Origin of the sequence: Spongiivirga citrea, from assembly GCF_010671565.1 — a bacterium.
GTDB classification, from domain to species: Bacteria; Bacteroidota; Bacteroidia; order Flavobacteriales; family Flavobacteriaceae; genus Spongiivirga; species Spongiivirga citrea.
Genome location: NZ_JAABOQ010000004.1, coordinates 1 through 22,730, shown reverse-complemented (window position 1 = coordinate 22,730; position 22,730 = coordinate 1). Strand labels below are relative to the sequence as shown.

Below are 22,730 nucleotides of genomic sequence, written 5' to 3'. Positions count from 1 at the left end.
AGAAAGCCTCACTTTAAAGTGGGGCTTTTTTAGTTTCCAAACCATCAAATATTGCAGCAAACAGCATCACTAATGCACAACCAATAAGGTTTAACCACAAATAGGCAAGTTCTATGTAACCGTATTTATCAAGAACAAATAAGGCGATTACAATAGTCTCTGCAAGAATAGCAGCAATAAATACGCTATTTCCCTTAATCCATTTTAAGAAGAATGCCACTGCAAATATTCCCAAGATAGAACCGTAAAATATAGACCCAATAATATTTACAGCTTCAATTAGGTTATCGAACAAGGAAGCGAACATGGCAAATGCGAGCGCAATACAACCCCAAATAAGTGTAAACACTTTAGAAGCTCCTAGGTAAAAACTATCCTTTTTATCCTGTACAAAACTACGTTTGTAAATATCGATAACCGATGTCGTTGCAAGTGCACTTAATTCTGATGCGGTACTAGACATCGCTGCGGAGAATATTACTGCTAAGAGCAATCCGATTAAACCAATAGGAAGATGTTCAGTTATAAAGGTTATAAAGACATAATCGGTATCTTCAGCATCCATTTCCATATCATTGGCAATAGCTGCTTTTTCGATTAGAGTCTTTGCTTCATTTCTAAGCGCCTTTTCAGCATCTACAGCAGCATTCATGCTGGCAACTACCGCTTCTGATGCTTGTCCTGATTTATTTTCTGTAATGAATTGATCAATTGCTTGTCGTTTCACTTCATTGTTGTCAACCAAACGCTGTTCTAAAACCGCATATTCATCCGCCATCTCGGTTTGCTTAACATCGGCTACATTGGCGGCGTTAAAGTGCAGTGGCGCATCATTAAATTGATAAAACATGAATACCATTACCCCAACAAAGAGGATTAAAAACTGCATTGGTACTTTAAAAACACCATTAAATAGCAGTCCCAATCTACTTTCGGTTAACGACTTTCCAGAAAGATACCGTTGTACCTGACTTTGGTCGGTTCCGAAATAACTTAAAAATAAGAATGTTCCACCTAGCATGGCAGTCCATATATTGTATCGATCAGAGAGATCGAAATTAAAACTTACAATATTTAGTTTTCCAAGATTTCCTGCAACATCTACAGCATCACCAAAACCAATGTGTTCTGGTAGCTTATTGAGTAACACCACAAAAGCAACTACCATTCCTGATAGGATAACAATCATTTGCTGTTTCTGGGTTTGACTTACTGCATTTGTTCCACCTGAAACCGTATAAAATATTACTATTACTCCAATAATAAGAATAGTAATGTTTAAGTTCCATTCTAATATGGTTGATAGTATAATTGCAGGGGCGTAGATAGTGATCCCCGCTGCTAATCCACGTTGTATTAAAAATAAAATAGCAGTAAGCGAGCGTGTTTTTAAATTGAATCGATTCTCCAGAAACTCATAAGCGGTGTATACATTGAGCTTATAGTACAGTGGAAGAAAAAAGATGCAGAGAATGATCATTGCTAAAGGCAATCCGAAATAGAATTGTGCAAATCGCATTCCGTCGTCATAGGCCTGACCTGGGGTTGATAAAAAGGTAATGGCACTTGCTTGGGTCGCCATAACCGATAAACCGATGGTCCACCATTTTAGGTTATGATCTCCCTTTAAATAACTTTCAGTAGTTTTTGCATTGCGGCTTTTCCAAACACCATACAAAACAATACCCAACAGGATAACGATCAATACTGACCAATCAATAATATGCATTAAGCGTAAATGTTAGTTAGATAGATAAAAAAGACAACTAAAATGAGCTGGAAAACCAAAACGGCTATGTAAATATTTTTCCAGCTTCCTAAAAAAGGTGGTTTGTTAGCATCTTCCATTATCCTTTTATTTTTGATGATTGTGGCCCTTTACCTAGTGATAGCATATTAGCAAAGAGTTTATAAGCTCCAGGCACTCCAGCAGGTAATTCTCTAAAGAAACTAAGGCCTGTATAGATATAATGTCCTTCGCCGTATTTGGCAATTAATAGACTACCGTCTTTGGCAGTTTCTCCTTTATCGTTCATTGATAGTATAGGAGTGTAGCTATCATCCCATGCTCTTGGAAAGTATAATCCGCGCTCTTGCACCCAACCATCAAAATCATTTTTAGTAATGCTATTTGGAAAGTTCATTACAGCATGATCCGCGTTTAAAATGCGTACATCCGCAGTTTCATCAGTCACGCGATCTCTTGACATTTTCAACTCATAAGGAGCCATGACATCAACACCACGACGTCCTGCCGTGTTATATTGTACGATCATATTTCCACCATTTTTTACAAAATCTAGTAGAAAACGTTGTTTAAATTTTAAATCTTCAACCACATTGTAAGCACGAATTCCTAATACCACTGCGTCAAAATCGACTAAGGTATTTTCAGATATTTTCTCGGTCGGAATTACCGTAACATTATAACCTATTTGTCTAAGGCTTTCAGGAATTACATCACCAGCACCCGCGATATAAGCAATATTAGTCCCATTTTTCTGTATAGCTACATTCACCACTTTTGTTTTGGCAGGAAGTAAGACAGATTGAAATGGAATATGGTCGTAGTCAATTTCAACAAGCTGACGGTTATACATTATTCCTTTGACTTCTATTTTTGGAGAAATAGTACCAACACTTTCGGTTTTTGGTGGTGTCACCTTAAACATCACATTGGCAACATCGCCTTTTTGTTTTATCTCAAATGGGATTTCACGAGGAGAAATTGTCCAACCTTTAGGATAGGTCAATGAAGCTTTTCCTTGTAAACCGTCTTTTCCTGCCCGGATAGTAAGTTGAACATCTTGAGTACTCTTGCCGTCAAATATGATAACAGGATATTTGAAAGAGGCCGTTACTTCTGGCAATATTTCAAAAGGCTTGTATAACTCACCTTTATCTGGTTTCGAGTAACGATAGACTACCGGGCGCGTAATTGTCACTTTAGTTCCATTTATAGACAGATCAAAATTGACATGAAGAAAACGTGGGGTTTCAGGTTTTCCAATTAATTCTTTATTGTCTACTTGATACATTCCATTAGTGCCTTCTTTCATTAACCAATATGGACTGGTATATTTTGTTTCAAGCGGAATTGCAATCTTCTTTTTGATGTTTTGCCGTTCGTTATAAATTAATTTCGTCGGGTTATCAATTGTCGATTTTAATGGTGGAAAATCAATGTTCTCAATTGTAATATCTACACTGCTTCTGTTAATAGCTTCGATATTAAGATCGACTAAACTTCCTGGGGTAACAGCAGATTCACTTGTAGATGCCTCAAGATAAAGACCAGCACACGCACTAATAATGGTTGTGATCTCTTTTAATTTGATTTCCTTCCAGTGATCATCTTCTAACGTATTTATAAGTTGAAAGGCTTTTGCTAATTCATCAAGATGAATAGTGGGATTTCTAAAATTGAAATTTGCTTCTATTTTTTCTAGAATTGCTCCAACTTTTTTACCACCCTTTACACGATTCCAGCTAGTATCAATTCCATCAAATATGTTGTCTTTATCCTTAGGTAAATCACCTTTTAATAATTCTATATATTCATTTTGACTGCCTCTTGTAGTCAATCTACCGAAGCCTTGGCATAAGTGCTGACTACTTGCTATAGAAGCGATCTCATTATTCGATAATCCAAAAGAAGGGTAGTATGCTCCTACGTCGACATTCAGCATATTCGACTTGTCAGCCTTAGCAAATTTTTCTTGACTCCCATAAAACCACCATGAGGTATTAAAAAACAGCCTTCTTGGTTGCCATGTTTCTAAGGTATTGAGCTGCTCTTTGAATTTTGTTTTGTCACCAACTAAATCAAAAGCTTCAACGCTTAACATGGCGGATGAGGTGTGATGACCATGAGTAGTCCCGGGGGTCCTGTGATTAAACCGGTTTACAATTACATCGGGTTTAAACTTTCTAATAGCACGAACAACATCTCCTAGTACTTCTTCCTTATTCCAAATAGATAAGGTTTCATCTGGATGTTTAGAATAGCCAAAATCATTGGCTCGGGTGAATAGTTGTTCACCTCCATCTACCGATCGTGCTCCTAGTAACTCCTGAGTACGCATTACTCCCAAGAGCTCCCGTATTTCTGTGCCGATTAGGTTTTGACCTCCATCACCTCTAGTAAGTGATAGATAGGCTGTACGAGCCTTTACATTATTTGATAAGTATGAAATAAGTCGGGTATTCTCATCATCTGGATGAGCAGCGATGTATAGAGCAGAACCTAAAAAGTTCAATTTTTTTACGGCCTCATATATTTCGCTTGGATTGTATCTTTTTGGTTGCTGGGCATTGACCTTTAAAAATGCCACTAAAGCAAGGGCCAAAACAATTTTTCGCATCATTTAAATTTGGTTAGCGTGCTTCCAAATATAAAGAGAATAGCAAGGGCGTTATTTCATTTAAGGAAGTTTTAACAGCCAGAACAGTACGCATACCGTATTCACCTATCATTTTAATTTTTCCTTGTTCCTTTATTTAAGACTTTCTAATTTTAATCGCTAAATATAACCGCGCTAATGACAGATATTACTATTCTGACCGAAAAAAAGTATGTACAACCTGAAGTAAATAATGTTTTAATTAAGAATATACTCGAAGAGCGCCGATTATTAAGAGAGGCATTGGAAAGAAGAGGGCTAAGTGTTGAAATTACCAATTGGGATAATCCAGATTACGATTTCAGTCAAACAAAAGCCATTGTTTTTAGAACCATATGGGATTATTTTGAACGTTTTGAAGAATTTAAACCTTGGCTTGAAGAAGTAAGTAAGCAAACTAAGCTTTGCAATCCGAAATCGCTGATATCTTGGAATGTTGATAAACACTACTTACAGGATCTAAGTCAAAAAGGAATTGCAATCGTCCCAACTGTATTTGTTGATAATGGATCACATCGAACTTTACAGAATGTTTGCCAAGAAATGAATTGGAAAAATGTAATTATCAAACCGGCTATATCTGGTACAGCTTTTCATACGTATAAGGTTATTGAAGGAGAAAGAGACACTTATGAAGCTGTTTTTGAAAAATTGGTTGGTGAGCGTGATATGTTGGTACAGCCTTTTATTGAGACAATTGCAACAAAAGGTGAAGCTTCCTTAATGGTTTTTAATGGAAAATATACCCATGCTATTTTAAAAAAGGTCAAGACTGGTGATTATCGAGTGCAAGACGATTTTGGAGGGACGGTACATAACTACAATCCAACCAATGAAGAAATAGCATTTGCCGAGGCCTGTTTTAAGGCATGTTCAGAAATGCCAGCTTATGGAAGAGCTGATATTCTTTGGGATTCTGATGGTAACATTCTGCTTGGCGAGCTCGAAATTGTTGAGCCTGAATTATGGGTTCGTAATAATCCGCAAAGCGCTGAAGACTTTGCGGATGGTATATTACGGTATATTTAGTCTTCTAAGATTAGTGCGGGTATGTCTAAAGCCTTAAACTTGGTATTATACGTATTCATTTCATTATTGATGATTGCATCTCTTTCGGTCTTATAACCCTTCCAATCTTTTAATAGATCTTGTAAACGTTCTTTAGCGCCGGCTGTTACTTTCGGGTGTGCTGAGTCGATATACCCTGATAAATTGATTAACTGGGCATTCAGCTTATTATTAAAATTAATAACATCCTGAAAAGTCTTTTGTTTGGGTTGAATTAGATTTTCCTCCCAAGTTGAGATTCGTTTCATAAGTGATTTCCCTTGATCTAACAACTCTTTTGCTTCCTCATTCTCCTTTAGCAATTTTGCATACTGTTTTAATTGTGATTTGGCAGATAGCATTGTGTTGACAGACTCATGCATTTCCTTGATGATAGAAGCTATGGTCGATAGCATTTTTTGTTGCTCGTCATAGTCGGCTTGTGATGCGTTGATAGATGGATCCGCCAAAATGGTGGCTGTAGTCTCTTGAACCTCGTCATCCAATGTTAACCTTAAGGTATACGCACCTGGTCCTACTGATGACCCGCCTAAGCCGCCGAATACAAATACTTTATTTACGGCTGGTAGTGCCTCCCTCGAAAAATTCCATGTAAAGCGATTATAGCCTTGTTTTGCGGGAAGTACTTCTGGCTTCGAAGGTCCACCTGGCCATGACTTAAAATCTTTAGGTTTTTTACTGCTATAGGTCCTTATTAGCTCATTACCTTGGAGTACTTCCAGCTTTAATTCCAAAGAATCTAGTTTTTTAGGAAGATAGTAATCGAAGGTGACACCGCTTTTAGGGTTTTGACCTTGCCCAATGCCCTTCGAATTTCCACCAAAAATGCGATATGAATTCTTCGGTTTGAAGATTTTAAATTCGGCTTGACTTGTAGTCATTTGTTGCAACGTTCCAAGATCATCTAAAATCCAAAACCCTCTTCCGGATGTTGCAGCAACTAAGTCGTTATCTTGAATAATAAGATCGTTTATGGGGACTGTAGGAAGGTTTAATGCTAGTTTTTGCCAATCGTCGCCATCATTAGTAGATACATACAAGCCAACTTCTGTACCCGCGTAGAGTAGACCTTTCTTTTTCTTGTCAGCTCGAACGACTCGAGTAAATCCGTTAGGATCGTTCAATCCACTAACTATTTTCTTCCAAGACTTTCCATAATCGTTGGTTTTAAAAATATGCGAACTAAGATCCATTGATTTATATCGCATAATTACAACATAAGCCGTTGCAGGATCTTGTTCAGAAATATCAATACTATTAATTATACCATCAGGAATGCCTTTTGGGGTGATGTTACTCCAGTTTTGGCCTCCATTTTTTGTAACGTGCAGCAAGCCATCATCCGTACCAGCGTACAAAACACCTTTTTCATGATTAGATTCTACTAGTGCGGTTATGGTATTGTAATTTTCACCTCCTGCGGCTTCATTGGTGTATGGGCCTCCACCTGGACCATGTTTTTCTTTTTCGTTTTTAGTAAGATCCGGACTTACAGTCTCCCAACTTAATCCACCATCAGTAGTTTTAAACACCATATTCCCGGCGTGGTAAATTGTATTTCTATCATGAGGGGAGCTTATGATAGGCGCATTCCAGTTGTAGCGATATTTTGAATCTTTAGGAGCGATACTCAATCCTAGTTCTGGATATTGTTTGATCGGTTTCTGTTCTTGTGAACCCTTCGTCCATTTACTGATGTTCCCTTGATAGGTGCCACCATAAACCGTCGTCGGATTATCTGGATCGAATACGATAAATGCACTTTCACCACCAGCTACTGCATACCAATCTTTCCAATCGATACCGCCATCTTTTGTGCGACTAGCAATTGCCATGGTAGAGTTATCCTGCTGTCCTCCATATACGTAATATGGGACTTGATTATCAGTAATCACGCGATAGAACTGAGCCGTAGGTTGATTTTGTTGCGTACTCCAGCTTTTTCCGCTGTTAAATGAGATATTGGCTCCGCCGTCGTTAGAGTTGATGAGGTTGGTGTTATCGGTCGGATTGATCCATAAATGATGGTTATCGCCATGTGGCACTGGAATGTTAGAAAAGCTCTTTCCACCGTCAATACTTTTCATTACAGGTGCATTTAATACATACACGACATTCTCATTTTGAGGATCGGCAAATATTTCCATATAGTACCAAGAACGGGCAATATTTACTCGATTTTTATTGATCTGTTTCCAACTTTCTCCAGCATCATCAGATCGATATACACCGCCTTTTTCTCCTTCAGCTTCGATAACTGCAAAAACCCGTTCGGAATTTGCTCTTGAGACCGAAATCCCAGCTTTTCCGAATTCCTTAGGTAATCCTTTTTTTAATTTCTCCCAGGTAACACCACCATCGGTAGATTTATACAAACCAGAATTTTTACCACCACTTTCCATGATCCAAGGATAGCGGCGGTGCTGCCACATAGCGGCATATAATATTCTAGGGTTATTCATATCCATCGATAGGGAAGAAGCACCGGTATTTTGATCTACTGATAAGACTTTAGACCAATTTTTTCCACCATCGGTAGTACGGTAAACCCCTCGTTCGTTTGACGGACCGTATTGGGCGCCTTGCGCTGTTATATAGATGATATCTGGATTCGAAGGATGAATCACCACATCGGATATATGTCTAGACTTTTCTAACCCAATATGTTTCCAAGTTTTACCAGCATCCATCGATTTATATACACCATCGCCCATAGAAGTCATAACACCTCTAGCTGCATGTTCTCCCATTCCTACTACCACAATATTAGGATCACTTTCGGCAACAGCGATGGCCCCGACTGTTCCTGTTTTAAAGAAGTCGTCCGAAATATTTTTCCAGCTAATTCCCGCATCAGTAGTTTTCCATACACCACCTCCAGTTGATCCCATATAATAGGTGAGGGGTTGACCGATTACTCCCGATGAGGCTACACTTCGACCACCACGAAACGGACCTATATTTCTCCATTTTAATCCGTGGAATAAGCTATCAGTTAAAACAATTCCTGATATGGCTTTTTGTTTTTTACGTTTCTTTTGAGCATTTGTATTACTGCTGAATAAGATCAGAGCAATAACTACTAGTTTTAGAAATTTCATTTGGTGGTATTTGGTTGGTTTGGTTTTGTATATGCTGTTTACTCAAATAGTACCGCTTCTTCTTTTTCAAACCACTGTTTATAATAAGGTTCGTGTATTTTTTCTATTGCATTACGTTTAATTTTAAGCGAGGGAGTGACCAATCCGTTGTCTACCGTCCAATCCTCTTTCATAACAATGATTTTTTGTATTCTTTCATGCTTTTCCAGTATTGGATTCACACTACTAATGTCATCCAAAAGGCTCTTTGACAACCCAACTCTATCTTGTTTCCTACCAGTCTCAGATAATGTAACTAGTAAAATAGGCTGTGGGATACCTGTACCTACAACACAACGCATTTCGACATTAGGGTTTCCAGTAAGCAATTTTTCAATAGTCGCAGGTGAAATGTATTTACCTTTATCTGTTTTAAATTTGTCTTTTGCCCTTCCGGTGATGTTTAAAAACCCGTCATGATCAAACTCTCCAATATCCCCTGTTCTGATAAATCCATCCTCTGTAAAGACTTCCGCAGTGAGTTCAGGAGATTTATAATAGCCCTTCATTAAACAGTTATTTTTTATAAGTATCTCGCCTTCTGCAGATAATTTTCTTGTTACTCCGGGAAGCGCTTTTCCTGCACTACCAATTTTATTAGCGTGATGTAGGTTGGCGTGCGATACAATACAATCTTCGGTCATGCCGTACATCTGCAAAATATCTAGACCAATTTTTTTATACCATTTAATTGTGCTAGCTGCAACGGGAGCGGCTCCACAAATAATTGTTTTTGCATTTTTGAGACCAAGTTTTTCCTTCAGCTTGTTTTTTACAATAGTATTTATCACCGGAATTTTTAGAAGCCTGCTCAACTTTTTTTGTGGAATTTTTTCCAGTATTTTCTCTTGAAATTTATCAAGTATCCTCGGAACGGAGCCAAAAGTATCTGGTTGTGTTTTTGCTAAATCCGAAGCAAAAGTTTCTAGGCTTTCAGGGAAAAATATATTAGCACCATTTATGACTCCTACCAGGCCACCAATACGTTCGGCAATATGTGCGGATGGTAAGTATGAAAATTGTTTTGCTTGTTTAGGAATATTAAAAAAGTCAGCTAGCGTTGTGACACTTTCAATAAAATTTCCTACGCTATGCATTACGCCTTTTGGAGTTCCAGTGGTACCAGAGGTGTATATTATGGTTAGTAAATCGTCTTTTTTTGCCTCGTTTGTTTTAATAAGAGGCGCTGTAGTATCAACTATTTGCTCCCAACTTTCACCCTCGTTATTGTTATAGAGCTCTATACTTATTTTGTGTATATCAGGAATACCAGAGCGCTGGGCTTCATAATTATCTAACTTACCAATGATAATGGCACGTGCATCACTGTGTACTAAAATCTGATTTACGGACTCGGCATTTAGTGTTGGATAAATAGGTACAGAAACGTAGCCTGCCATCATAATGGCGATGTCACTAATCATCCAATGCGCACAGTTTTTGGATAAAAGAGCAATATGGCTTTTTTCGGGTAGATTGTAAGATTGAAGTCTGGCTGCTATTTTTCTTGCTTCCTGTCCAGCTTTGTAAAACGAATAGGGTACGTTCTTTCCGTTTACTGGTTGATTTAAAAAAATAGCGTCAGCCGTTGTTGTTTCCCAGTGCGTGAATGCATCTAGAATAGAATTGAACTTCGTCATGTTTTGTTGGTATGTACTATTTTAAATATAAGCTATTTTATATAAACAAATTAAAGCGTTAATTGGAGGAGAAATCACTTTGTCAAGGGAACTGATGGCTTCTCTACCTGTTTGTTATACTGGTTTTTATAATTAGGTTTTGGCGAATGCGACCAAAAAAATTAATCTCTATTTAGCTTTTCTAACTCTTGATCGATCTTGTTTTTTCATTACTCCCCAACGAATCATTTGTTCTTGATTACCTCCAAACTTGAGCATCACCATTTTCCAGAAATCTTTATTTTCTTTTAAGCTTTCTAGATTTAGCTCATTTAAGGAGGAAATATGTTGAACATCCATTGCAAGAATAGAAAACCCTTCTCGATTTAGGAATAGGGATTCCACCATGAGTGGTGTAATGACTTCATCAGTAATTTGTCTTGTGGTACCGTCTGTGTAGCTGTCTTTTGCAGTACGATAATAATCGAAGATGTTTTGACGTAGCTTTTCGTTTTGTATATAACTCATTTTGCCAGAGGAGACCGCTTCGTCAAAAACACCACTGTTACATTTAAAATAGTTATCAATAACGAAGTCATAGCTACTTCTAATAAAATCGGTAATATTAATTTCCTGTGCAGCTCCAAGAGTTTGAATCAAACTATCTAGTCTAGATAACCTTTCATTTGATTGTCGCGTGTTGCCCTCAATTTGTAAAACATCTAAATTGACATCGCTTGACAAACTGTTAAGTAACGAACGTTCAAGATTTCGCTCCTTTTGAAGCTGACTGTAATTATTGATCTGTAACGCAATAAGAATACCAATAACTACTAGTACAATTTCGCCAATGGCATAAAGGAAATATCTACTTGCTTTTCCTTCAGAAAGTAGTTGTTGTCTAATCCGCCTAAAAATTTTGACCATAGCCTTCAATTTACTTTCTTAAGTGAACCTTATATTTAGTTTTGTTACTCTCGTTGACTCCATATTTCGTAAATAGGATCACCTTTACTTGACAAGCCTGAATGATGCCATTTACCATCGACCAACTTATAATCGAACTGAAGTTGCAAACCGACTTTAGCATTATCCCTAGAAAAGAATTCTAGGTTTTCGGTGTATTTACCATCTACTGTAGTGTAGGAACCGCCACAAGTGGCCATAAACTGTTTGGTTTCTGTATTGTACGCTATCCATTGAAAACGACTACCAGATAATATCTTCATGGTTTTCCTTGGCCTGTTCGTATCTCGCTGTTGCGTTTTACCATTTCGAATTCGACCAGACATTAACCAAGCACCTTGTAATTTTCCAGGACTACCGTCATCAATTCTTTTCAATTTTTGTTCACTACCCACGATCCCCATTATAGAATCTTTGATGAATACTTTAAAACTGACTTCTGTTCCGACACGTTCAGGGTTTTTAGTGTCAAATTCGATAGTTTCGGTCATCGTGTCTCCGGCTAGCTCCCAAGTACCACCATTGGTCATTACAAATTCACCGGTTTTAGCATCGTACTGAGTCGTTACCTGATATTTACTTGAAAAAATAACAACTGTTTTGATTTCTTGCCCCGAATCTGTAGTATGAGTGCCTTCCCATGCGCCTATAAAACCTTGCGCATTGATACTAAAAGTCATTAGTAACGTTAAAGTCAAAAAGATTAAATTTTTCATTGCTAATAGTTTAGTGTTATGAATATAGTAGAAAAAATTTATCATATTACTTCTAATTCGCTTTCAATACTGATTTTGGCATATGCATGGTAACTAACATATTGGGCAAATCGACTACTTCTGCAATCTGAAGATCTCCTGCAAGGGAACATAATGCATAAGCTTCCTCGGTGGTGAGACCATGCTCATTTTTTAGGTAATTTATCATAAAAAGGGTGGCTTTTTTTGCCGCTTCGTCTATTGTGGGAGCAAAACCGGTTGTGGCATAGTATTCGGCTGTTTCATATTGCGGCTCGGAAAGCGTTTTGCCTTTAATGAGTTCTATCTCATATACGATGCGCAACGGGCATTCTATAGCGGTACCACATACTTCGCCTAAACCTTGTACCGCATGTCCATCACCAATAGAGAATAATCCACCTTCTACAAAAACAGGAAAATAGAGTACGGTGCCTTCGCTCATATTAGGGTCGTCCATATTGCCACCATTGGCCCGCGGCGGTATGGTATTCAGTAGCTCCGTAGTATCAGGTGCCACGCCCATAACACCTGGAAAGGGGTTTAGCTCAAGTTCCATTCCATCTTTAAAGGTCACAGTACGACGATTTTCACCTAATTCATAAAGCTTCAAATATTTTACGTTCAAGGTCTCCGATAGAAAACCAAAGCCTGGTAAAATAGCATTCCATCCCCAATCGCCTAATGTTATTTTATGAAGAGTCACTTTAAGAACATCACCTGGTTGTGCATTTTCGACATAGACGGGTCCGGTTAATGGATGTATGGGTTCGAAATCTAAGGAATCTAATGCGCTGATGGTAGAATTTGGAGAAACCTGTCCGTCGCTGGCTTCTTTGGTATATGCTTCAATAACTGCTCCCGACGCTACCGTAATTACTGGTTTAATGGTGCTGCTGAATTTGTTATGGGTATTTTCTGTTGTTAATGTATGGTCAATTTTTAAGGGAGTGCTTTCCTCAACTATTGGAGGATTTTTGGGAGATTCTTTTTTAGAGGTGCATGAACCAAGAGAGATGGCAATTGCCAAAATAAGGACGAATACAGTGTTTTTCATTTTTAAAGGGTTTTGGATGGTGGTCTTGAAGCTACGAATATGGCGGAAGAGTTTAAATATTGGTTTGATTAGTTAGTATGCTAGGAGGGAAAAGCACCTTTAAATATATGATAATTAGTAGTTTAAATTCTCGAATTGTTACAATTATATGGTTGTATGTCAGTTTTGACATTGATTTTCAGACTGTTAAATAAAAAATGATAAAATCTCTAAACCGACTTTATATAAAGCACAGTATTATAGTACTTTAGTGATTCTATAAACAACTATGCCGTTAGATCTCATTTTTAATCAATACAAACTACTAACTGAACTCGAGTATAAAGCAGTTAAGGCCAGCGGTCCGGGTGGACAGCATGTGAATAAAACGAGTACGAAGATATTATTGAGTTGGAATCTTAAGAATTCCGTAGTGTTTGATGATGAACAAAAAGAATTGCTTCGCACAAGACTTGCCAGTCGATTAAATTCAAGAGGAGTTTTACAATTAAACTGCTCAGAAAGTAGGAGTCAGGTAAACAATAAACAACTAGCAACGTCTCGATTTTTCGCACTTATTGAAGAAGCCTTAATCCCAGAGAAAGAACGAAAAGCAACTCGCCCTTCTAGAGCAGTTAAGCAAAAGCGGTTAGACACCAAGAAGAAGCAATCTGCTAAGAAAGCGAATCGCCGGAAACCAGATATTGATTAACAAATTCCAAATCCCAAGCATCAAATTCCAAACTGCAGCTCACTAAATGAAAAAACTGCATACTGCGACTGCCAACTGAATACTGAATTTAAAGTGGAATATTCCCATGCTTCTTATAAGGCATTTCTAACTCCTTATTTTCAAGTGTTGCAAAAGCCTTGATCAGTTTTCTTCGCGTATTTTCAGGTAGAATGACTTCATCAATAAACCCTCTCGCAGCAGCGCGATAAGGATTGGCGAATTTATCTGCATATTCCTTTTCCTTTTCAGCTAACTTGGCAACAGGATCGTCAGCTGCTTGAATTTCTCTTTTAAAGATAATCTCACTGGCACCTTTTGCGCCCATTACCGCAATTTCTGCACCTGGCCAAGCAAAATTAAAGTCGGCACCAATATGCTTACTATTCATCACATCATAAGCACCACCATAGGCTTTTCTTGTAATGACCGTTACTTTAGGTACTGTAGCTTCGCTTAAAGCATAAAGTAGCTTTGCCCCGTTTGTGATAATACCGTTCCACTCTTGATCCGTTCCCGGTAAGAACCCTGGTACATCTACTAATACTAGTAATGGAATGTTGAAACAGTCACAAAAACGAGTAAATCGAGCGGCTTTTTTACTACTGTCGACATCTAAAACTCCTGCCAAACTCATCGGTTGATTGGCAACCACACCAACACTTTTTCCTGCTAAGCGCGCAAAGCCTACGATAATATTGTCGGCGTACTCTTTATGAATTTCGAAGAATGAATCTTCATCGGTAATCCCATTAATAACCGCATGCATATCATAAGGTTTATTAGGATTATCGGGTACAATACTCGTTAGTTCATTACGTATTTCATCACCTAATTGATAGGGGAGATCTATTGGCTTTTCCTGATTGCTTTGTGGGACATAGCTAATTAGTTTTTTCAAATCCTCTAAACAAGCTACATCATTTGCACTGGTTAGATGGGTAACACCACTTTTGGTTGCGTGGGTATGGGCACCACCAAGTTCTTCACTAGTTACTTCCTCATTAGTTACGGTTTTCACAACATTGGGTCCTGTTACAAACATATAACTGGTGTTTTCTACCATCATTGTAAAGTCCGTCATCGCCGGGGAATATACTGCACCACCTGCACAAGGTCCCATTATCGCTGATATTTGCGGGATAACTCCAGAGGCTTTTACATTGCGGTAAAAAATATCGGCATAGCCGCCTAACGATCTTACACCTTCTTGAATACGTGCACCACCCGAATCATTAAGCCCGATAAAGGGAGCACCTACTTGCATTGCCATATCCATGATCTTGCAGATTTTCTCCGCATGTGTTTCGGATAAAGCACCGCCAAAGACAGTGAAATCCTGAGCAAAAATGTAGACTAATCGTTTATTGATAGTTCCGTATCCTGTTACTACACCATCGCCATAAAACTGTTGGTTTGCCATACCAAAATCAGTGGTACGGTGAGTTACAAACATGCCAATCTCTTCAAACGAATCTTCATCTAATAAATAGTCTATTCGTTCTCTTGCTGTTAGCTTGTTTTTTGCGTGTTGTTTTTCAATACGTGCTTCGCCACCGCCTACTTTTGCCTTGGCTATTTTATCGTTTAATATTGATAATTTATCCTTCATAGTTATGATTGAATGGGTAAACGAAGTTGTTTTTTGTCTTCTAAAAATATCTTTAATGCAGCTTTTGCCGCGATCGTAGCAGCCGCTTTTTCATCTTGTTCTATATCGTCTTTAGAATAGTACTTCTTGACGAAATTGGTATCAAAATCTCCAGATACAAAAGCCTCATGCTTGCACACAAAACGCCCAAAAGGTAGGGTGGTCTCAATGCCTTTTATATGATAGTTATCAATGGCATGAATCATAAGTTGAATGGCTTCATCCCGAGTTTCACCATAGGTGATGAGTTTGGAGATCATAGGGTCGTAATAAATCGGGATTTCTTGCCCCTCTTCAAATCCATCATCAAGGCGAATTCCTTCTCCTTTAGGTGTTTTATAAGTAGACAATGTTCCGATACTCGGTGCGAAATTATCATAGGGGTCTTCAGCATATACACGAAGTTCTAAGGCATGCCCTTGAATGGAAAGATCGGATTGTGCAAAAGCTAGTTTTTCTCCTCTTGCTACTTTAATTTGCTGCTCTACTAAGTCCAGTCCAGCAATAATTTCAGTAACAGGGTGCTCCACCTGAAGTCGAGTATTCATTTCTAAGAAATAGAAATTTAGATCACTGTCTAGTAAAAATTCAACAGTACCAGCACCGACATAATCACAGGCTTGTGCCACTCGTACTGCGGCTTCTCCCATTGCATTTCTTAATTGGGGAGTTAGTACAGCACTAGGCGCTTCTTCAACTACTTTTTGATGACGACGTTGTATGCTGCATTCCCTTTCAAAAAGATGTACTACATTACCATGTTCATCAGCGAGTACCTGTATTTCTATATGTCGAGGTTTGGTAACGAACTTTTCAATAAATACAGCACCATCACCAAATGCGGAAACAGCCTCACTAACGGCTCGATCCATTTGTGATTCAAACTCATTCACGTCTTCTACAATACGCATTCCTTTTCCACCACCACCGGCAGATGCTTTTATTAAAATAGGAAAGCCCACTTCTTGCGCTATTTTCTTGGCTTCTTCAATATCAGTAATCGCAGTATCAACACCAGGCACCATTGGGATGTCGTATTTTTTAACAGCATCTTTTGCTGATAACTTATCACCCATAACCCGAATAGCCTCAGGCTTTGGTCCGATAAACTTGATCCCAGCTTTGGTAACGGCCTCGGCGAAATCGGCATTTTCACTTAAAAAGCCGTAACCAGGATGAATACCGTCTACCTGCAATTTTTTAGCAACATCAATGATGACATCACCTCGTAGATATGATTTGGCTGATGCCGCTTCGCCAATGCAAACAGCTTCGTCAGCATAGCGAACGTGTGGCGCATGCCTATCAACTTCAGAGAATACTGCGACGGTTTTAATTCCCATTTTCTTAGCCGTTTTCATTACTCGTATGGCAATTTCTCCGCGATTGGCTACTAATATTTTTCTCATTTAGATTATTCTTTTGTAAAAGGATTAAATGATGATCATTTATTCAAATTCTACTAATAACTGTCCTTTTTCTACTACTTGAGCAGTATCGACATGAATGTTTTTTATAACGCCACTCTTGGGTGCAAGCATTACATTTTCCATTTTCATAGCTTCTAAAATCAGTATGGGGTCATTCTCATCCACTTCTTGTCCTTCTTTTATTTCAACAGAAATAATTTGACCTGGCATAGGAGCATTTACAACATTAACGTCTTTGGTAGTACTTGCGGTCAATCCCATTTTATCGATCAATAAATCAAGGCTGTTTTTAATAGAAACTTCTTGTAATTGACCGTTAATCTTTAAAGTATATGATCTTGAATTATAATCACTAGCGACTACTTCGATTGTATAGGAAGCATCTCCATCAATTAGATGATAGGTGTTTTCTGCTGTTTTAATTAGGTTAAGCTCTTTAATGTCAGATGTATTGAGGTCGATTGATTGTTTATTGTTGATGTGAAGTTGAAACAAATCTGAAGCCATAATGTGGTCGCTGTAAAAATTGTGTTTGTCAAAAATAGGAAGAAAAAGTCCAACTTAAATCGGATAATAATACCAATCACTTAACACGAAAAATTAAAATAAAGAGGACCTATTTAAGCGCTTTACAGTGAGTTTTTTGTCAGGGTCAAGTTTCGTGACCGTTTTTAGAAACACCAAAGCTGTAATAAATGCGTCACCCGCGGCAGTGTGTCTGTCCTCCATAGAAATATTGAGCTCTTTCGCAATGGCGTCCAGTGTATATGATTGTTCGGGAATACTTTCGCTAATAAAGTGTTTCGTTTTTTTATACAGAAGGCCGGTATCGTAAATGACATTTTTTAATTTTTCCAAGCCCATTCTATTTAGTGCCTGATTTATCATACGTTGATCGAAAACGGCATGGTGGGCAATTAAAGGGGCATTTCCCAGATAGCGAATAAAGCGTTCAATGGCTTCTTCCTCAGCAACCTTTTGATAATTACCTTCTTTTAAAATGCCATGAATTTTAACCGTCTCTTCGTTAAAAATTTCTTGTTCAATATAGATTTCAAAACTATCAGAAAGATCAATAACACCACTCGTAATTGCGATAGCGCCAATACTTAATATGCGATCATTTTTTATGTCAAATCCTGTTGTTTCTGTATCATAAACCACAATTCTCGTCCGGCTTAAAAGCGGATCTTTGCTCTCTTTAAAAGTAGCTAGATACTCCTTCCAAAATTGGGGCAATTCGTTTTTATTCGATTTATTCCAAGGCCATTCCATACCTATAAGAAGTGAGTTAGCTGAAAGCGAACTTTAAGCAGTTCTTGTATATCCTTTATAGGTTTAAAACAGCGTTTGAGTTTTAAACGATCTTCTTTGCTAAGCTTACCCAACTGTATATACCTTCCTGAGTCATTATTGAGAATGCCCTGTTTGGTTCTAAACTTTAAAAGTGCTTTAAATGCATACGCACATGACTTATAGAGCTCCGCGTTTTGTGGTTCCAAAACGGCCAAATTTTCAAAGCGCAAGGCAGTATTATTTATGTTTTTAACATGTTGTGATAATGTTAGTAGGCGAGCTGCATCTATAAGCGGCATCATTGCCCGTGATTTGATGTCGAATGTATCTTTATTCTTTCCGTCATGCTCTACCAAAAACTGCCTAAAAAACCCTAGAGGAGAAGGGCTTTTAAGTGCATCTCTGCCCATTAAAGAATAAAATAGATCACCCTTTTCCAGCGATTTGAAAATTGATTTAGACAGTTCATCTACCAATTGTGCATCGCCATAAACCAAATCAAAATCAAAGAATATAGAAGATAATAAAATGGTTTCTTGACTTGGCTTTGCGATCCAGTTAGAAAACTGCTCTTTCCAGATCGACAATGAGTTGCACCATTTGGGATTACTGCCCATCATATCGGCTTTGCAGTACTCAAAACCAATGGTGTGTAAATGTTTGGTAATGATTCCTGCTAGTTCTAAAAAATAAGACTTTGTTTCTTCATAATTTGAATCGGCAACATTCTGAAATACTAAAGCATTGTCTTGATCGGTAGGAAGTAATTGTTCTTTTCTTCCTTGGCTACCTAATGCTATCCAAGCAAATTTTACAGGAGGTGAAGTTGGCATTTCGGCAACCGATAGCTCAATGGCGCGATCGAGAATAAGACTATTTAGTTCGCTAACAATCTTTAGAACATGTGATAATGGAATATTTTGATCGATATAGGCCTTTAAAAGCACGCCTATTTTAAGTCTGATCTCTCGAAGTGTCTTAATCGACTTAGCCCGTTTTATTCCTTTTATAAGTACTGATGGATTATTGGCTTTTGAAAGCATAATGTCATGTTCCGATAGCATTCCAATAAGTTTGGTATTGGCGGTACCGTCTTCAGTTATGCATATATGACGAATATTATGGCGCACCATAATCATTTGTGCTTGAGCAATTGTAATTCCGGATGGTTGTGTAATTACAGGACTCGACATAATAAAGGATGCTTGCGTATTGATACTAAAATCACCTGTGGCTATCTTGTTTCGAATATCTGAGTTTGTAATAACACCTAAAGGGACTTGTTGATCATTTACAACTATAATACTCCCAATTTTCTGGTTTCGCATTTTTAAAGCAGCATCTTTTACTGGTGTTTCTGGCGAACAGCAAATTGGGTTACTGATATATGTTGCAGTCTGAAGTTCGAAAAGATCAGGATTGCGTTCTACTTTATATTCAGTAAAAAGTTTACCTCCTTTTTCAAGCTCGACAGGATTTCTGGTATTGCTCGCAAAACTTGCGATTAGGTAGTTGCTTATCTTCTTTTCATTTTCTGCAATTGCCGTAAAGTTCTGTATCGGGATTCCATATAGAACCGACTCCTCGTTCGCTAGAGCACTCATTTGATAGTTTTCCTGAGTGATTAGCGGACGCAAACCGAATATATCACCTTCATCACAAATGTCAACTAGCGATTCTTCATCACCATCATTTTTGTACAAGCCGACAGCACCATCTTTAACAAAGTAAAATTGATCATGTCGCTCATCATTCTCTGTGAAGCAATGCCGTCCTTTATCTAAGTAGTGAACTTTGACGTTTTCAGAAATGGCCTTTAAGTCATCTTTTTCAAGTAGATTAAAAGGAGGGAATTTTTTTAGAAAATCCGCAATACGTTCTGCAATAGTGTTTTTCAAAATGTTTTGGTTAGGGCATCAATAATAAAGTGGTAATAATCTAAATCATGGGGTACAAATTCTTCTATTTCATTACTGATTAATTTACTCTTGAAAGTTTCGAGAGGCATTAATCTAGCTGCCATAACTTCTTCATCCTGCAATTGAACATCTTCGAGATCCATCGCAATTTTTACGATATATATAATATGTATCTCATCATCGATAATATTATTTGGATGGGCATGCCTTTCATGCCACTTACCAATACTAATTAAATCTTTTGGACTTAATTGAACTCCAATTTCCTCATTCACTTCGCGCAACGCTGCTATTTTCGGATTCTCATCGGCCCCGATATGCCCGGCCGCTGATACATCCCAAAGACCAGGAAAAGTGTCTTTATCAAGAGCGCGCCGTTGAAAAAGTATTTCATTGTTGTGATTAATGAGCCAAATATGAACGCTGGCATGTCGTAACCCTTTTTTATGAGCATAGGACTTCATATGTTGAACTCCAGTAGGATTCCCATTTTTATCAACGATATCGATTAGTTCATCTGCCATGTAACATAGAATAAAAAATCCCCTGTCTTTTCGCAGGGGATTTGGTATTTCAACTATTTAAAATAACTAAAGGTCTCGTTGCCTTTCATTTTTAAAAGTGTCTCGTAAATAAGTTTAATTACATTTTCAACATCATCCTTATGAACCGTTTCCACAGTGGTGTGCATATATCGAAGTGGTAATGAAATTAATGCTGAAGCAACACCATCGTTACTATAGGCAAAAGCATCAGTATCTGTTCCTGTGCTTCGCGATAAAGCATTTCGTTGAATTGGTATTTTCTTTTCTTCAGCTGTGTCTGTAATTAGGTCTCGAAGTTTTTGTTGTACGGCAGGTGCATAGGCAATAACAGGTCCTTTACCAATAGCACAATCTCCCTGTACTTTTTTATTGATCATCGGCGTAGTGGTATCATGAGTTACATCGGTAACGATTGCCGCATTGGGTTGAATACGCTCAGCAATCATCTGAGCACCACGAAGCCCTATTTCCTCTTGTACGGCATTCACCACATATAAACCAAAAGGTAATTCAACTTTATTCTCATGTAATAACCTCGCTACTTCGGCAATCATAAACCCGCCTGCGCGGTTATCTAATGCTCTGCAAACAAATTTATCTTTATTCAGAATATGAAATTCATCTGGATAGGTAATAACACAACCTACATGAATTCCCATTTTTTCAACTTCTTCCTTGTCTTTCGCTCCTACATCAATAAAAATATTATCCGGTTTAGGAGCTTCTTCCTTTGCACGATTTCTTGTATGAATTGCAGGCCAACCGAATACACCTTTTACAATTCCTTTTTTAGTGTGAATGTTTACTATTTTGCTAGGAGCGATTTGATGATCGCTACCACCATTTCGAACAACATATAAAAGTCCGTTGTCAGATATGTAGTTTACATACCAGCTAATCTCGTCGGCATGGCCCTCTATTACTACTTTGTATTTTGCTTTCGGATTTATTACTGCTACAGCTGTACCATAGGTATCGGTAAAAAACTCATCTACGTATGGCTTCAGGTAATCCATCCATATTTTTTGACCTTCCCACTCATAACCTGTGGGGGCGGCATTATTAAGGTACTTTTCTAAAAAGTTAAGTGATTTCTTATTCAAAATTGATTTCTTCGCCATGCTATATTGTATTTAACACGAAAATAAGAATAATAGTAATAATAAGGTAGATAATAGAGTTGTAGTAATTAGTATTTTTGGTATGATTTTAGGTGCTTAATTATTGTGAAGAAACACATATATATATTAATGATGCTTTTTAGTTTTTTGGGGTATGCCCAAGAACCAGTCAAGCAAGATTCTATTCCGAAAGATTATATAAAAGTAGAAGGTGATTCTATTTTTAGACCGTCGATCGATCTAGATGAAATTTATGTCTTTAATAAACTCAACTTTAAATCCTATGATGAAAAGGTTCGCTACCTTATATTAAGGAGGAAAACGATCAAAGTGTTTCCTTATGCAAAGTTAGCCGCTGAACAGCTTACTACACTAAATGATAGTTTAAAGAAAATCAAGAAAAGGAGAAAGCGCAAACGGTATACCAAAAAGATTCAAAAGTATATTGAAAAAGAGTTTAGTGCCGAGCTTAAAAAATTGACTAGAACAGAAGGACAAATTTTAATTAAACTAGTGCATCGTCAAACTGGGATAACGGCTTTTGCTTTGGTAAAAGAATTGCGCAGTGGTTGGAAAGCGTTTTGGTATAACACCACAGCTAGCTTATTTGACATCTCTTTAAAGGAAGAATACAACCCAAAAGAGGAGCAAGAAGACTATTTAATTGAAGATATTTTACAAAGAGCATTCGCAGCTAATCTTTTGAAACGTCAAAAAAGCGCACTCGATTTTGATTACCTAGAGCTTTCAAATAAGTGGAAAGCTACTTCTGAAGACAAAAAAGAATAAATACTTTCATTATTTTTCTTTATATTTAAGGTTCCCTTTAAACGATAACTCCTTTGTTTGTAGCACTATCGAAATAGATAGATTGCAATTGTTTATTTATTGTTAATAACTACAAGTGTTTTTTATTCAAAAAAGGTTTGGCAGTTTGAAATCTCATTTTATATTTGCAGCCGCTTAGACGGGGAACGTTTAGGGGTGATTTGGGAGTTCATTTTTTATTGGGAGTTAGGGTCGAAAAAAAGTTTAATTTTTTTGTTGTGTGAATTAAAAATTGGTTTTATAT

The 22,730-nt window shown here is 37.6% G+C and carries 17 protein-coding genes; 3 read left to right on the top strand and 14 right to left on the bottom strand.

From position 1 onward, the window contains the following. Nucleotides 1-13 precede the first annotated feature (13 nt). Together GWK10_RS09510 and GWK10_RS09505 are read right to left on the bottom strand one after the other, a co-directional pair. Nucleotides 14-1,729 carry a sodium:solute symporter gene (locus GWK10_RS09510; protein ID WP_164031979.1) on the bottom strand — a complete coding sequence of 572 codons (1,716 nt, stop codon included), beginning with the start codon at nucleotides 1,727-1,729 and terminating at the stop codon, nucleotides 14-16. A gap of 118 nt (nucleotides 1,730-1,847) precedes the next feature. Beyond that, nucleotides 1,848-4,364, bottom strand: coding sequence for a PIG-L family deacetylase (locus tag GWK10_RS09505; RefSeq protein ID WP_164032614.1), 2,517 nt, complete (start codon nucleotides 4,362-4,364; stop codon nucleotides 1,848-1,850). Nucleotides 4,365-4,541: 177 nt separating this feature from the next. Here GWK10_RS09505 and GWK10_RS09500 point away from each other — a divergent pair, with 177 nt between their 5' ends. Next, a complete protein-coding gene (locus tag GWK10_RS09500) occupies nucleotides 4,542-5,432 on the top strand; it encodes an ATP-grasp domain-containing protein (protein ID WP_164031977.1) in 891 nt (296 codons plus the stop codon). Here GWK10_RS09500 and GWK10_RS09495 read toward each other — a convergent pair. The 5 genes from GWK10_RS09495 to GWK10_RS09475 all read right to left on the bottom strand — a co-directional run bounded on the left by GWK10_RS09495 (nucleotide 5,429) and on the right by GWK10_RS09475 (nucleotide 12,987). Beyond that, nucleotides 5,429-8,572: a VPS10 domain-containing protein gene (locus GWK10_RS09495; protein WP_164031974.1), complete on the bottom strand. Its 3,144-nt coding sequence runs from the start codon at nucleotides 8,570-8,572 to the stop codon at nucleotides 5,429-5,431. The genes GWK10_RS09500 and GWK10_RS09495 overlap by 4 nt on opposite strands. Before the next feature lie 38 nt (nucleotides 8,573-8,610). Further along, nucleotides 8,611-10,251 carry an AMP-binding protein gene (locus tag GWK10_RS09490; protein ID WP_164031960.1) on the bottom strand — a complete coding sequence of 547 codons (1,641 nt, stop codon included), beginning with the start codon at nucleotides 10,249-10,251 and terminating at the stop codon, nucleotides 8,611-8,613. Nucleotides 10,252-10,419: 168 nt separating this feature from the next. Continuing rightward, nucleotides 10,420-11,157, bottom strand: coding sequence for a DUF6090 family protein (locus GWK10_RS09485; RefSeq protein ID WP_164031959.1), 738 nt, complete (start codon nucleotides 11,155-11,157; stop codon nucleotides 10,420-10,422). Between the two features lie 44 nt (nucleotides 11,158-11,201). Then, a complete protein-coding gene (locus GWK10_RS09480; RefSeq protein ID WP_164031957.1) occupies nucleotides 11,202-11,912 on the bottom strand; it encodes a membrane or secreted protein in 711 nt (236 codons plus the stop codon). A 52-nt stretch (nucleotides 11,913-11,964) separates the two neighbouring features. Beyond that, entirely contained in the window at nucleotides 11,965-12,987 is a 1,023-nt protein-coding gene (locus GWK10_RS09475) for an acetamidase/formamidase family protein (RefSeq protein WP_164031955.1), read from the bottom strand. 268 nt (nucleotides 12,988-13,255) lie between these two features. Between GWK10_RS09475 and arfB the strand changes: the two genes are divergently transcribed. Beyond that, entirely contained in the window at nucleotides 13,256-13,678 is a 423-nt protein-coding gene (gene arfB, locus GWK10_RS09470; protein WP_164031953.1) for an alternative ribosome rescue aminoacyl-tRNA hydrolase ArfB, read from the top strand. 88 nt (nucleotides 13,679-13,766) lie between these two features. Here arfB and GWK10_RS09465 read toward each other — a convergent pair whose 3' ends face one another. From GWK10_RS09465 to GWK10_RS09435, 7 genes are all read right to left on the bottom strand, one after another. Then, a complete protein-coding gene (locus GWK10_RS09465) occupies nucleotides 13,767-15,308 on the bottom strand; it encodes an acyl-CoA carboxylase subunit beta (RefSeq protein WP_164031951.1) in 1,542 nt (513 codons plus the stop codon). 2 nt (nucleotides 15,309-15,310) lie between these two features. Next, nucleotides 15,311-16,756: an acetyl-CoA carboxylase biotin carboxylase subunit gene (accC, locus tag GWK10_RS09460; RefSeq protein ID WP_164031950.1), complete on the bottom strand. Its 1,446-nt coding sequence runs from the start codon at nucleotides 16,754-16,756 to the stop codon at nucleotides 15,311-15,313. Nucleotides 16,757-16,795: 39 nt separating this feature from the next. Beyond that, on the bottom strand, nucleotides 16,796-17,284 hold the full coding sequence (locus GWK10_RS09455; protein ID WP_164031948.1) for a biotin/lipoyl-containing protein: 489 nt from the start codon (nucleotides 17,282-17,284) through the stop codon (nucleotides 16,796-16,798). A 93-nt stretch (nucleotides 17,285-17,377) separates the two neighbouring features. After that, nucleotides 17,378-18,052 carry a 3'-5' exonuclease gene (locus tag GWK10_RS09450; RefSeq protein WP_164031945.1) on the bottom strand — a complete coding sequence of 225 codons (675 nt, stop codon included), beginning with the start codon at nucleotides 18,050-18,052 and terminating at the stop codon, nucleotides 17,378-17,380. Nucleotides 18,053-18,054: 2 nt separating this feature from the next. Continuing rightward, a complete protein-coding gene (locus GWK10_RS09445) occupies nucleotides 18,055-19,971 on the bottom strand; it encodes a DUF294 nucleotidyltransferase-like domain-containing protein (protein ID WP_164031943.1) in 1,917 nt (638 codons plus the stop codon). Then, on the bottom strand, nucleotides 19,968-20,516 hold the full coding sequence (locus GWK10_RS09440) for an NUDIX hydrolase (RefSeq protein WP_164031941.1): 549 nt from the start codon (nucleotides 20,514-20,516) through the stop codon (nucleotides 19,968-19,970). The genes GWK10_RS09445 and GWK10_RS09440 overlap by 4 nt, the downstream gene beginning before the upstream one ends. 53 nt (nucleotides 20,517-20,569) lie before the next feature. Next, nucleotides 20,570-21,658, bottom strand: coding sequence for a M42 family metallopeptidase (locus GWK10_RS09435; protein WP_164031938.1), 1,089 nt, complete (start codon nucleotides 21,656-21,658; stop codon nucleotides 20,570-20,572). A 129-nt stretch (nucleotides 21,659-21,787) separates the two neighbouring features. On the opposite strand from GWK10_RS09435, the gene GWK10_RS09430 reads away from it, so the two are divergent. Then, entirely contained in the window at nucleotides 21,788-22,447 is a 660-nt protein-coding gene (locus GWK10_RS09430; protein ID WP_164031936.1) for a DUF4294 domain-containing protein, read from the top strand. Nucleotides 22,448-22,730: the final 283 nt, after the last annotated feature.

What these genes read in the sequence shown, in the direction of transcription:
- GWK10_RS09510 (WP_164031979.1), bottom strand. Translation starts at nt 1,729, where the DNA reads ATGCATATTATTGATTGGTCAGTATTGATCGTTATCCTGTTGGGTATT.
- GWK10_RS09505 (WP_164032614.1), bottom strand. Translation starts at nt 4,364, where the DNA reads ATGCGAAAAATTGTTTTGGCCCTTGCTTTAGTGGCATTTTTAAAGGTC.
- GWK10_RS09500 (WP_164031977.1), top strand. Translation starts at nt 4,542, where the DNA reads ATGACAGATATTACTATTCTGACCGAAAAAAAGTATGTACAACCTGAA.
- GWK10_RS09495 (WP_164031974.1), bottom strand. Translation starts at nt 8,572, where the DNA reads ATGAAATTTCTAAAACTAGTAGTTATTGCTCTGATCTTATTCAGCAGT.
- GWK10_RS09490 (WP_164031960.1), bottom strand. Translation starts at nt 10,251, where the DNA reads ATGACGAAGTTCAATTCTATTCTAGATGCATTCACGCACTGGGAAACA.
- GWK10_RS09485 (WP_164031959.1), bottom strand. Translation starts at nt 11,157, where the DNA reads ATGGTCAAAATTTTTAGGCGGATTAGACAACAACTACTTTCTGAAGGA.
- GWK10_RS09480 (WP_164031957.1), bottom strand. Translation starts at nt 11,912, where the DNA reads ATGAAAAATTTAATCTTTTTGACTTTAACGTTACTAATGACTTTTAGT.
- GWK10_RS09475 (WP_164031955.1), bottom strand. Translation starts at nt 12,987, where the DNA reads ATGAAAAACACTGTATTCGTCCTTATTTTGGCAATTGCCATCTCTCTT.
- arfB (WP_164031953.1), top strand. Translation starts at nt 13,256, where the DNA reads ATGCCGTTAGATCTCATTTTTAATCAATACAAACTACTAACTGAACTC.
- GWK10_RS09465 (WP_164031951.1), bottom strand. Translation starts at nt 15,308, where the DNA reads ATGAAGGATAAATTATCAATATTAAACGATAAAATAGCCAAGGCAAAA.
- accC (WP_164031950.1), bottom strand. Translation starts at nt 16,756, where the DNA reads ATGAGAAAAATATTAGTAGCCAATCGCGGAGAAATTGCCATACGAGTA.
- GWK10_RS09455 (WP_164031948.1), bottom strand. Translation starts at nt 17,284, where the DNA reads ATGGCTTCAGATTTGTTTCAACTTCACATCAACAATAAACAATCAATC.
- GWK10_RS09450 (WP_164031945.1), bottom strand. Translation starts at nt 18,052, where the DNA reads ATGGAATGGCCTTGGAATAAATCGAATAAAAACGAATTGCCCCAATTT.
- GWK10_RS09440 (WP_164031941.1), bottom strand. Translation starts at nt 20,516, where the DNA reads ATGGCAGATGAACTAATCGATATCGTTGATAAAAATGGGAATCCTACT.
- GWK10_RS09435 (WP_164031938.1), bottom strand. Translation starts at nt 21,658, where the DNA reads ATGGCGAAGAAATCAATTTTGAATAAGAAATCACTTAACTTTTTAGAA.
- GWK10_RS09430 (WP_164031936.1), top strand. Translation starts at nt 21,788, where the DNA reads ATGATGCTTTTTAGTTTTTTGGGGTATGCCCAAGAACCAGTCAAGCAA.